Consider the following 12153-nt stretch of genomic DNA (forward strand, 5'->3'; position numbering starts at 1 on the left):
TCCTCCTTAAAGTTTGAAAGAAATATACTACTTATATATTATATAAAAGCTTGGAAAAGGGTGTCAATAAGAGGGCTCCTCTTCGGTGATCTTAAATATCGTTTCACCGTCTTTTGAATAAAAATAGTTCGTTCTGGCTATTTCCAGTACGTAGCTCTTATCATTCAGAAGCTCAATCTCTTCTTTCAGTTCCTCTTCCTTCTTTTGTAAACTAGCCAACTCTTCTTGTTTCTCTTTGTATTCAGACTGCTTTGCTGTATAGACACCTCGTTGGTGAATATGAAAGGCTATCATCAGTCCAAGCAGAACAACTGCAAAAGCGGCGAACAAGATTAAACGCCGAAAGAGTCTTTTTTGTTTTTTCCGCTGCCGTTCTGTATATGCGTCGTATTTTTTCGTATAGCTGGACTCCATCTTTGTTACGTTCCGTTTCTGTCTTGCCACGCCAGTTTTACCTCCTTGATCTGCGCAGTGAATCATAAACCTTTGTTGCTATATTCTTCATTCTACTATAGATACCTGCTAAAATGGAGTAAATTTTTCGGTACTTCTTTGGTGTCAGCTTCCAAATCAACCGTCCTAAGATACGTATCGGGTACAATAGGATAATGAAAAGCAGCCAAACAAACTTCCATACCAGTGTGAGTAATCCCCCAGCCAGCATAAGCAGCCCTTGCAGAAGCCATCGGATTGGCGTCAGAACAAGTACATACAAGATGCGTTTGGCGATGAAAATTATCCTGTAAATCACACGAATAAGCCATTCGAGCACACGCCGATAGCTTGTCTGAAATAGAGCTCGATATCCTGCGAAGCCGCATATTAGTGCTAGAAGAATATAAAAACGCATTTCTCCCTGATTTACCTGAAACAGCAGGAAGAATAGCAGCAATGCCTGCAGCAGCCAGAATCCGCATTCCATAACATATCGCATGATGACCTGTCTCTTCCAGTGCCGTTCAAAGCGGCGGAATGTATCCATGGCTGCTCCAAGATAAATTCCGCCGGCAATCATCGACACAATGGTTAGGAACTGGACGGTAAGCGTCATTTGAAGAGCTTGCTAAAGATTCCTTTAGCCTTCTCCCCGTGCTGCTCGTCTAAATAAGACAGCTCCTGGATCTTGCCTTTTATTGATACCTTGCCTTCCTGCAAATCAAGATTCTTCATATGCAGGTTATTGCCGCGGATGACCATATAACCCATCTCGGTCTGAAGCAGAAACTCCTCGCTATCAAAGCTGTCCACTTCTTTCACACCACTGATCTCAAGTGTTTTTCGATTGAACATCTTTATGTCATGATCCGCTTGAACTTTTCGGGTTTGATCCATCGTTACCGCCTCCCTTTATCCCTAACAATCTATGAAGATAGGGACAAGGTTAGAACGGCTTTATTGTACAGGCTCTTCCTTTTTCACTTTATAAAGCGTTGCAGCGTCGTCTTTCTTCACTGCTTCTTTAAGCTGCTGCACCTCAATTGTGAGTAGTTTTTGACCGAAGCGAATAGCCATTTCGTCTCCTACAGCCACATTTGTGGACGCCTTCGCTTGGACACCATTAATGGTAATACGTCCTTGATCTGCTACTTCTTTAGCCAGTGTTCGTCTTTTAATCAATCGTGATACTTTCAGAAACTTGTCTAATCGCATCATCGTTCACTTCCTTTATCCGTACTTTGCTTCTTATCGATAACCTGATGCAGTGCGATTTCTGGGTTTATCTTATGATAGCCTGCATGGGAAGCAATAGCAAACAGAATCTCTCCAATTGCTGTTTCATACTGCTCGCTACTTTCATCACGCAGCTTTGCAAGCATCCGATCTATCTCAGACACAGTTATCTCTTTGACTTTTCCTAACTTCGCAGCTTTCATCAACTGAGGCAGCGCCGCATCTTCTGTATCCGTTCGACCTTGCTCTTTCTTTTCTTCTTGCTTGATGGCTGCCCAGCTATCGCGCAGCTCTTCTTCTGTTTCTAACACTTCATCTCCAAACACATGCGGATGACGGCGAATCATTTTTTCTGTCACGCTTCGAATCACATCATCAATCGTGAAGTAACCATCATCTTCGCCGATTTGACTATGCAGCATAACTTGGAGCAGCACATCTCCAAGCTCTTCAATCAGATTCTCATCATCTTCCTTGTTAATCGCATCAATCAATTCATATGCCTCTTCAATTAAATAACGGCGTAACGATGTATGTGTTTGTTTTTGATCCCATGGGCAGCCGTTCGGCCCGCGTAATGTTCGAATGACGTCATGGAGCCTGTAAAACTTATGATTTAATTCTAATGAAATAGCCGGCGGTATATAAACGCTCATCAGATTACTGAACGCAACACTTCTGTCCAGCTCCTCCAGCGCTACTGTTTTGATACTTTCACTCGAACTGCCTACAGCATCCACAATCGTCACCGGATATTCCGGCGGAAGATCTTCCAATAATTCCAGCTTCACTTCTGATGCCACCATTTGATCGTACACCTGACAGAAAATAAGATGCTGCCTGTACTCTAGTTCATCTCGGCGGAAGGACGTGGCATCTACGAACTGAAAGCCATCAATCGGATCAATCTGGAGGACAGAGAATAAGTCATCTAAGAAGCTCTGGCCACCAATGATTTTTACATCTACTTCTTGCTGTGCCAACAGCAGCTGTACTGTTTTTTCTGCCAGCATTGGATGTCCCGGTACTGCATAGATGATGGAACCTTCCTCTGCTTCCCGAAACAAGCTGTTTGCTATTTCTTCATATACCGTCTGAAAATCTGGATATTGTTCATATATCTCATCATACGAATGAAACGTCACACCTTCTTCTTGCAAGGTCTGGACGACTGGATGGTCCTTCGTCCTCACAAAGATAGGGTTTGCATGTTCCTTTAATTTTCGGTAAATTCCAAGTGACAGCTGATTAATGTCGCCGCCGCCAAGTCCTACCACTTCTATTGTATGTTTCATTTTTTCGTTCTCCCTTCCAAACGCAGCAAATATCGGCTGAACGGTAATGACTTTAATTCAGATCGACTGAACGCTTTCGTCTTGATTAAAGTAATAGCATACAGCATTGCACCTGTTATGACTGCGAAGATAACATATGCCAATAACAAAAATCGTGTTTTCACGTGAAACAATTCGACAGCGGCTGCATATAACATACCAACTGCGACAACCATGACCAACAATCCGACAAACAAACTCCTCCACGGCAGCTGGAACAGTTTCATATCGGGTATATAACGGTGAAGCAAATACAGATTGGCAGCCAAGATGCAGGTCACGGTAATAACGGTTGCTACAGAAGCCCCCATAATCCCCCACATCGGGACAAGCCATTCATTCAGCATCCACTTAATTAACAACCCGCCAGCAATAACAGCCGCAGTGTGCTTCCACTTCCCTAACGTCTCCAGCATAGAAGCGGTTGTTAGTGTGAGTGAGCAGACAAAGATTGTAAGCATAAATACTTGCAGCGTATATGTACCAAGATCTTCTTTAAAGAGTAATCTATTAATTAGCGGGAAAAGACTGATTAGACCGGCAGCAGCAGCGATGGATAATAAGAAACTAAGCTTCCATCCACTATGCAGTAAGGCAATCACAGATTTCCGCTCGCTCAACAGCTGTTTTTTCGTGATAGACGGTACAAATGCCAGCGCTAGAGAAGAACCTATCACAATCCCCAGCTGAACTAACGGCTGCCCACGATCATATATTCCTTTCCATTCACGTGCTTCTTCCAAACTAAACCCATGTTCCAGCAATCCAGATACAAGTGTAAACGCGTCTGCAAACTGCAGCAAAAGCAATAGCATATAGTTTAGACAAATAAAAAAGCCGTATACGAAAATTGTTTTTATGACATGGATCCATGGCAGCGACTGCTTAACAGAAGAGATGATCGGTTCATGTTTCATAAAAAAGCAGAGCACTATAATACCGCAGCAAGCTCCTGCTAAAGATGCTAGCGCCGCTTTCGCCCCAATTGCGTATAAATCACTTCCGCCACGAACGAGCAAGAAAGTAACAAGCAGAATCAATCCTACCCGGACAAGCTGCTCTACTACTTGCGAAACAGCTGTGGGTGTCATATTCTGCTTCCCTTGGTAAACACCTCTTAATATAGCTGTAAACGGAACAGCGAGAAAGATAAAAGCTGATGCTTGAAGCGGGATCTTCAGAGCAGGATCCCCCATAAGTCCAGCTATCTGCGGTGCCGCTATATATACAAAGGCAGACGTTAGACCGGCCAAGACAAACAAAAAAGCACCGAGCGGCATGTAGAACGAACGAAGAGATGGCAGCTGCTTCGGATATTGTTCAGACACTAGCCGAGATACCGCAGCCGGAATTCCATACAAAGCTAAGCTCGCTGCAATACCAAGGAAAGGATATACCTGCTGGTAAATATAGAACCCTTTATCACCTACAATATTTTGGAACGGGACACGATAACCCGCACTTAAGATCTTACTGATCAATCCAGCGACTGCCAGGATAAACGCTCCATGGAAAAGCCGCTTCATTCCTAACCCCATGCACTAATTCCCCCAACCTTTTCTACTGGAATTATACCACGTAGCGATATGTCAAATCTTGCTTTATCTTTGCACAAGATTCTATACGACGGAATCCTGTCTGGGCTATATGCTGAACAGGAGGTGATTATATGTATAAAGATATTCAGAAGAACCGTCATGTGATCTATTACTTCTCGGGAGGTGCCATTTCCCAAATTGGCAATATCTTATCTGGCTTAGGCTTTTTATTTCTCACATATCGTCTGACAGAATCAAATATGCAGACTACTTTTATAGCGATTGCAGAAACAGTGCCGTATCTGCTATTCGGCTTAATTGGCGGAGCAGTGGCAGATGTAATAAATAGAATAAAGATGATGATTATCATGGATTTATTGCGATTTGGAATTGTATGCTTCACTGTCATTTTATACTTCCAAAATTGGCTGAACTTTTATCATTTATTAACAGGCAGCTTCCTGCTCCAATGCTGCGGATGCTTTTTTAATCCTGCTCATCGCGCTGTTCTGCTTGAGCTTGTTAAAGAAGAGCAGCTTCCTGCTGCTAATAGTATATGGGACACTATACAACGACCAGCTTCTTTAGCAGGTCCAATCTTGGCTGCCTGGATGCTGGCAAAAGGTGATATTGTTTATTTATTCATCATAGATGCTTTGTCTTTTGCTATTAGTGCTGTATTCATCTCTCGTTTACCATCTATACTTCGTTTAGCAAACAAGGAAAGCCTCTCTTTGTCTTCTTTGTATCAATCTATCTGGGCCTTTGTGCAATACGGGAAAACCAATTCAAAGCTGGTACAGCTTTTTGTGATCACTTTCCTTGTCGTCTTTTTTAATACATGGGTATGGCAAGTAGGAATGCTGCTTGCTTTCGAGGAGATTACAACAGATGGAGAGAGTTGGTTTAATGCTTTACAGATACTTTATGGTATTGCAGCTACAATCATCAGTGTTCTTCTCCCTTATCTGCTAAAACAGCTGAACATGAAAAAGTATTTGATCGGCTGTATCATATGGGGGCTGGGAATCAGCATAATAGGATTTGTATATGAGCTGCCGGTTTTCTTTATTGGCGCGTTGCTCATTGGAATAGGCCTCCCAATCAGCAGTTTGACGAGAGTTTATCTTATCCAGACTTCTGTACCTAAAGCGATGCTAGGCAGGGCTTTTAGTACAAATGCTGTTTTGCTTTATGCAGCTAACACACTGTCCTTAAGTATTTATGCTAGTCTATTACCCGTGTTATCTATTCGAACATTAATGCTAATAAGCGGATTGGCAATTTTATTTATTGTATGCTTCTATGCATGCAGCAGTCTCTTTCGGAAAGTACCTGGTGTCTGACCATAGAGCCGCCGAAATACCGTATGATAGGAAGCCGCATTTTTAAATCCTACTTCTAAGGCAATTGTAAGAATGGAGACATCTGATTGCTGCAGCAGCTTCTGACTTCTCACGACACGGAGTATTTGCAGCCAGCTGTAGGGAGTCAGACCTGTTTCCTTTTTGAAGTAATGACTGAACTGATACTTTCCTAACGAAGTCAATGCCACCATATCATCCAAAGTCCAATCCTGTTCATAACTCTGCTTCAGTGCATCCAGCACTACATAAATCGACGGATCGTATCCTTCTATATTCCAATTTTCGGCATGTGCGCCTGGAACAAGTCGAAGCAGCAGTAACGCAAGCTGAATTAAACTGTTTTCCATCCAAAAGCGCTGCTCTGTTTCGGTCGTTTGCATTTGTAAATACATGCGCGTCGTCTCCACCCACTGATGAATGAGAGGATGCTTAAATACAATTTTTGTAAAGAAAGGATCTTGGGCTGTAATGCCAATTTCCTTTGCAATATCCGTTAAAAGTACTGGGCTTAACTCTACGATCCATTTCTCTGCGGTATGAAAGAGCTGCTTATGAATAACGTGTGGGTTGAGGAGGAGTGATTCACCGGTGGATAGCTCCATAGTGTGTTCTTTGAACTGATAGATGGACTTTCCGCTAGGATTGAATAGCAGTTTGTAGCTAAGGTCATCACGCCAGCTTCTCTCTCCCAGCAGGCTTTTGCGCCATAACAAAAGGCCGTTTTGATGTTCTAGTATCATATCGTCTCCTCCTCCTTTTCACCAGCTTAGCATAAAAAAGAATCCCGCAGCTGATATGCTGCGGGATTCCTATGATTTCAGATTCATTATTCCATTTGTCTTGCAAGGAAATTAGCAGCTGTTTCTGCAGCCTTTTCCTCTACCGTTCCCAATTCACCGTCATTACGACTGACAATGACAACACAGCCAATTGGGTCACCGCTGGCAATAATCGGGCTGACTACATACGCCTGTATCTCGTCATCTTTTCCTTCTACAAGTTCGACATTTCCCGATTGATTATAGACAGCAGTTGCTCTGTCCTGCATTGCCTTTTCGATCACTTCTCCAATACCTTTGTTCATGTATTCTTTCTTTGATTCGCCTGCAACTGCAATATATTCGTCACGGTCACAGATCATAACACCATGATCAATCGTAGTAAATAGTGCTTCCGCATATTCTTTTGCGAAGTCACCTAACTCACTGATAGGTGAGTATTTTTTTAAGATAACTTCTCCATCACGATCAACAAAGATCTCTAGCGGATCTCCTTCTCGAATGCGCAGTGTCCGGCGTATTTCTTTCGGGATAACAACACGTCCCAAATCATCAATTCTACGTACGATTCCTGTAGCCTTCATCTTCCATTGCCTCTCTTTCTGTATCCTAAGCTGCTCTGGGGTATTTTCTACTTATTATGAAGAAAAGAAGAATTCACCAGTTGTGCTGTTAGTATGATACACATTGGCATAACTATTCATTTCCTGCCAATTTTTTCGAGGACAATGTTAAGACTTTAGCCAGCTCGCTTGAATTCCCGCATCGCTTGGATGAATTCCTCTGCAATCTCATACCGGCGGTTATAGGAGTTTCTGTCCCAATTGAACACGATTTTCAGTTTCTTGTCTTCTGTGCCAAGCTGGACCATCCGCCCGTATTGATTAGCGAAGTCAAATAGCTTGCCGCCATCTACATGCTGACTCATATCTGGATCGACGAGTATTTCCATGCGCTGCTTTTTCTTCTTCTCACTGATGGATTCAATTTTCTCACGCTTCGCATACATCTTGATTGTTGTAACGTGGAAGAGATTGGCTACTTCATCCGGGTAATCTCCGAAACGATCAATCAGCTCCTCGCGTAAGTCATGGATTTCTTCTTGAGAGATGCAGCTTTGGAAACGTTTGTACATATCAATCTTCTGCTTTTCATCGCTAATATAGCTTTCCGGTATATACGCATTGATGTCCAGATCCAATTCTACTTCAAACGGCTTCATCTCCTCAGTAGGCTTACCTGCTTTACGAGCCTCCACTGCTTCGGTAAGCATCTGTGAATACATATCGAAGCCGACAGAATCAATAAACCCATGTTGCTGCGAGCCGAGCAAGTTACCTGCTCCGCGGATAGATAAATCACGCATTGCAATCTTGAAACCAGATCCAAGCTCTGTAAATTCTTTAATCGCCTGCAGTCGTTTCTCAGCCACTTCTGTGAGCACTTTATCTTGCTGATACGTGAAGTAAGCATAAGCAACACGGTTCGAACGTCCAACTCGTCCGCGCAGCTGATATAGCTGACTAAGCCCCATTCGATCCGCATTATTAACAATCAGAGTATTTACATTGGGAATATCTACACCAGTTTCAATGATGGTCGTACTGACAAGGACGTCGTACTCGCCTTCCAAGAAGGCAAGCATTACACCTTCCAGTTCCGATTCATTCATCTGTCCATGCGCAAATGCAACCCTAGCATCGTCAACTAACGCAGAAATCTCCTGTGCTTTTCGTTCGATGCTCTCGACCTGGTTATAGAGGAAGAACACCTGGCCATCGCGAGCCATTTCCCGCTCAATCGCTTCACGGATAAACACCGGATTGTATTCCATAACATATGTTTGAATCGGAAATCTGTTTTCAGGTGGTGTTTCAATAACAGATAAGTCTCTTACACCAAGCATGGACATATGCAATGTCCGCGGAATTGGCGTTGCCGTCAATGTTAATACATCGACATTTGTCTTCAGCTGTTTTAGTTTTTCTTTATGTTTTACACCAAAACGCTGCTCTTCATCGACAACTAACAACCCTAGGTCCTTATAGACGACATCCTTAGACAATAGTCGGTGCGTACCAACGACAACATCCACCGTACCGTTCTTTAAGCCTGCTGTTACTTCATTTTGCTGTTTTCGTGTTCGGAAACGACTCATTAGTCCGACATTGATTGGGTAGTCTTGGAATCGCTCTAAGATCGTCTCATAATGCTGCTGCGCCAATATAGTAGTTGGCACAAGAATTGCAACTTGCTTGCCATCTGCAATTGCTTTAAATGCAGCACGTATGGCAACCTCTGTTTTGCCGTACCCTACATCTCCGCAAAGCAGCCTGTCCATCGGCCGTTCCCGTTCCATATCCTGCTTAATTTCATCAATACAGCGAAGCTGATCCTCTGTTTCCTGATAAGGGAAAGCGGCTTCGAACTCCCGCTGCATCTCGGTATCTTCTGAAAAGGCATACCCTTTAGATGCTTCTCGCTCCGCGTATAACTTGATCAGTTCATCCGCAATATTTTCCACAGAAGATTGCACACGACTTTTTACTTTCTTCCATTCTGATCCGCCAAGTTTATACAGCTTTGGTTCTTTACCTTCCGAACCAACATACTTTTGCACAAGGTCAATTTGATCAATTGGAACAAATAACTTATCGTCGCCCGAGTAACGGATTAACATGAAATCTTTACGTATATCTTGTACCTGCAGCGTTTCTATTCCAACATAGCGACCAATACCGTGATTAGCATGAACAACATAATCACCAACTGCAAGCTCCTGGTAACTTTTGATTCGTTCTGCATTGGATATCTTTTGTTTCCGTTTTGGTCTTGATGTTCGTTTTTTAAACAACTCGTTCTCTGTTAGTACCGCCAGCTTATGGAACGGCAGCTCAAATCCGCTGCTAATATTGCCAATAATGATTGTCGGTGTACTCGCTGGTAATGAGACACGCTCTGTAATGACAGCTTCCATCTCATAATCAGCCATTACTGCCTGTATTTTTTCTGCTCGCTGTTGGTTCGGCGCCATTAATATAATAGAATAATTGCTCTTGCTCCATCGTTCTAACTCATTTTTCAATAAATGCATTTGTCCGTGGAATTGCTGCATCGCTCTGCATGTTACATTTACGATGTTTTGCGGGTGTGTATTCGATATATGCCGCAGGAACACACTCAAATACAGACGCGGCTGTTTCATCTGCCGCAATACCTCATGCCAGTCAAAGGAAAGACGCAAATCCCTGACAGTTTGATGCGCTTCCAATAGGCTTTGATGCCATTCTGCTTCCTCTTCATCAAGCCGATTGGCAGTTTCTTGAATACGGCTCATCTCATCCAGGATAATATAGCCATCCTGCCCAAGGTAATCTAATAAGCTAGCTGGCTTCTCATAGAAATAGCCAGCATATTTAGCCATCGCAGGAAAGCGCTCTTGCTGCTTCAGTCGTTCCAGATCTTGACTGACTGCCTCAAGCACCCGCTGTTTATGTTCATCTTCTTTTAGCTTACTAATTGTTTCGCCCAATGCTTTCTCCAGACGATCAGCTGCTCTTGCGATATCTTCTTGATCGACAAGCAATTCTGTTGCAGGTCCTATTTCCACAGTTTTTTGCTTTTCCATCGATCGCTGTGTGTCTGAATCAAAATATCGTATTGAATCAATTTCTGTATCAAATAATTCGATTCTCACTGGATTGTCTTCTGTCAGCGGAAAAATATCCAGTATACCGCCGCGCAAGCTGTACTCCCCTGGTCCAGCAACCATATCCGAACGCTCGTATCCCATATCTACAAGTGACTTCATATATTGGTCAAGATCGATTTCTTCTCCAACACGAAAAGCCAGCTGATAGCTTTCCCATTTAGCTGGTTGCGGAAGTATTCGTTTTAAAGCAGCTGCCGGTGCCACCAAGACACCATTTTCACTCTGCATCCAATTTCGCAAAGCATCAAGACGCTGGCTGCGAAGTTCCGGACTTGAGATAGCGAGCTCTGAAGCTAGCAGTTCATTTACCGGGTAAAGATAAACATTTGAATTTGTACTAAGTTCTAATAAGTCTTCATAAAGTGTCTGCGCCTGTGTCAACTGGTGGGTAACGAGTATAACCTTGCGTCGTACTGCATCCTGCAGCACTGTCGCCAACACACCTCTTGCCGATCCAGACAAGCCGGTGAGAAGCTGTTCCCCCATCCCTGACTTTATCCCGTTGATGACGGACTGAATGTCATCCTGGGCAGAGACGAATTGCTTAATCTCTTGCATAATGCCTCCTTCTGCTAGTACATATCATAAGCAAAAAACGCCTTGGTTGAAGCACCAAAGCTTTTTTATGACTGCAATATTTAGCTATACGTTATTGCATAAAATGATCCAGTTCATGGTAATGCGGGTATCGCTGCAAGGTATTTTCACAATCCTCACATGCCACCTGGCAAACAATATTTCCAGCATCCATCTGCACCATTTCCTGATAATCAACTGCGGATAACTGATCCCACCCGAGCGATTTTATATCTACTTTATATTCATCCAGTTCTGCAAGCTGTGTTTTGCAATGCCGACAACGATAAATAATAGCCATGTTCACGCCTCCGAGACTTAGATTTGACTCTGTCAAAGTCTGCCCGAAAAACGTATATTTCATACACATGGCACTGTATGTGTCAGCGATTGAAATCGTTCATAACGTTCAAGAAAGGCTCCTGAAGCCATGCTTCTACAGCATCAGCAGATTTCTTCACACTGTCTACTATATCTTGTAATTCATCCTTATGGAAACGCTGGAGTACATAGTCTACTACAGGTTGCTGATTAACCGGACGGCCAATCCCAAGTCGAAGCCGTTTGAATTCTTTCGTACCGAGATGATCAATCAAAGACCGAATACCATTATGGCCGCCATGACCGCCCTTCTCCCGAAGACGAATCCTCCCAGCAGGCAAGTCTAAATCATCATAAATGACAGCCACATCCTCAAGCTCCACATTATAATAATCCATTAGCGGACGCACCGCCTCGCCTGAAAGGTTCATAAACGTTATAGGCTTCACCAGAATTACCTTTTCCCCATTAATCATACCCGTTGCATATACACTATTGAACTTTTTATTTGTTAACGGCAAATTGTGCCGATGCACCAATTCATCAATTGCAATGAACCCAATATTATGCCGTGTCTGATCAAACTTCTGACCCGGATTCCCAAGACCAACAATCATTTTCATATCTATAAACGCCCTTTATTCACAAATTCCATACGAAAAAATGATACCCCAACAGAAAATAAAATACAAGGAAACCGAAATGCGGAAGAAACCGGTTAGAAACGGAGAAATAAGTGAGAAGACCCGGAGGAAGGTGTCCTATCCTTCTGCAGGGACTTATCACTTATAACGCAGTTTCTGTTCTTCGCAGCTAGACACCACCGAAAAGCGGAAGAAACCGGTTAGAAACAGA

12 protein-coding genes are annotated in these 12153 nt (G+C 43.1%); 1 reads left to right on the forward strand and 11 read right to left on the reverse strand.

The annotated features are described in order from the left end of the window. Positions 1-63 precede the first annotated feature (63 nt). The 6 genes from B1K52_RS00105 to B1K52_RS00130 are packed head-to-tail and all read right to left on the reverse strand — an operon-like array spanning position 64 to position 4543. Entirely contained in the window at positions 64-444 is a 381-nt protein-coding gene (locus B1K52_RS00105) for an FtsB family cell division protein (RefSeq protein ID WP_256855803.1), read from the reverse strand. Positions 445-451: 7 nt separating this feature from the next. Next, positions 452-1051, reverse strand: coding sequence for a spore cortex biosynthesis protein YabQ (gene yabQ, locus B1K52_RS00110; protein WP_077303809.1), 600 nt, complete (start codon positions 1049-1051; stop codon positions 452-454). Further along, the gene (gene yabP / locus B1K52_RS00115) at positions 1048-1332 is read right to left on the reverse strand and encodes a sporulation protein YabP (protein ID WP_077303812.1); all 285 of its coding nucleotides are present in this window, start codon (positions 1330-1332) and stop codon (positions 1048-1050) included. Before yabP ends, yabQ begins: the two co-directional genes overlap by 4 nt. Positions 1333-1392: 60 nt before the next feature. Beyond that, on the reverse strand, positions 1393-1650 hold the full coding sequence (locus B1K52_RS00120) for an RNA-binding S4 domain-containing protein (protein ID WP_077303933.1): 258 nt from the start codon (positions 1648-1650) through the stop codon (positions 1393-1395). Next, the gene (locus B1K52_RS00125; RefSeq protein WP_077303815.1) at positions 1650-2966 is read right to left on the reverse strand and encodes a bifunctional methyltransferase/pyrophosphohydrolase YabN; all 1317 of its coding nucleotides are present in this window, start codon (positions 2964-2966) and stop codon (positions 1650-1652) included. Before B1K52_RS00125 ends, B1K52_RS00120 begins: the two co-directional genes overlap by 1 nt. After that, positions 2963-4543, reverse strand: coding sequence for a putative polysaccharide biosynthesis protein (locus B1K52_RS00130; protein ID WP_077303818.1), 1581 nt, complete (start codon positions 4541-4543; stop codon positions 2963-2965). The genes B1K52_RS00125 and B1K52_RS00130 overlap by 4 nt, the downstream gene beginning before the upstream one ends. 131 nt (positions 4544-4674) lie before the next feature. On the opposite strand from B1K52_RS00130, the gene B1K52_RS00135 reads away from it, so the two are divergent. Beyond that, on the forward strand, positions 4675-5889 hold the full coding sequence (locus B1K52_RS00135; RefSeq protein WP_077303820.1) for an MFS transporter: 1215 nt from the start codon (positions 4675-4677) through the stop codon (positions 5887-5889). Here the strand turns inward: B1K52_RS00135 and B1K52_RS00140 are convergent. The 5 genes from B1K52_RS00140 to pth form a co-directional block, all read right to left on the reverse strand. Then, positions 5847-6650 carry a helix-turn-helix domain-containing protein gene (locus tag B1K52_RS00140; RefSeq protein WP_077303823.1) on the reverse strand — a complete coding sequence of 268 codons (804 nt, stop codon included), beginning with the start codon at positions 6648-6650 and terminating at the stop codon, positions 5847-5849. The genes B1K52_RS00135 and B1K52_RS00140 overlap by 43 nt on opposite strands. A gap of 86 nt (positions 6651-6736) precedes the next feature. Then, positions 6737-7273, reverse strand: coding sequence for a stage V sporulation protein T (gene spoVT, locus B1K52_RS00145; RefSeq protein ID WP_077303826.1), 537 nt, complete (start codon positions 7271-7273; stop codon positions 6737-6739). A 155-nt stretch (positions 7274-7428) separates the two neighbouring features. Continuing rightward, the gene (gene mfd / locus B1K52_RS00150; RefSeq protein WP_077303829.1) at positions 7429-10959 is read right to left on the reverse strand and encodes a transcription-repair coupling factor; all 3531 of its coding nucleotides are present in this window, start codon (positions 10957-10959) and stop codon (positions 7429-7431) included. Positions 10960-11050: 91 nt separating this feature from the next. Next, positions 11051-11278 carry an anti-sigma-F factor Fin gene (locus B1K52_RS00155; RefSeq protein WP_077303832.1) on the reverse strand — a complete coding sequence of 76 codons (228 nt, stop codon included), beginning with the start codon at positions 11276-11278 and terminating at the stop codon, positions 11051-11053. An 82-nt stretch (positions 11279-11360) separates the two neighbouring features. After that, positions 11361-11921: an aminoacyl-tRNA hydrolase gene (gene pth / locus B1K52_RS00160; protein WP_077303835.1), complete on the reverse strand. Its 561-nt coding sequence runs from the start codon at positions 11919-11921 to the stop codon at positions 11361-11363. Positions 11922-12153: the final 232 nt, after the last annotated feature.

It is taken from the genome of Terribacillus halophilus (genome assembly GCF_900162685.1).
Classification (GTDB): domain Bacteria; phylum Bacillota; class Bacilli; order Bacillales; family Amphibacillaceae; genus Terribacillus; species Terribacillus halophilus_A.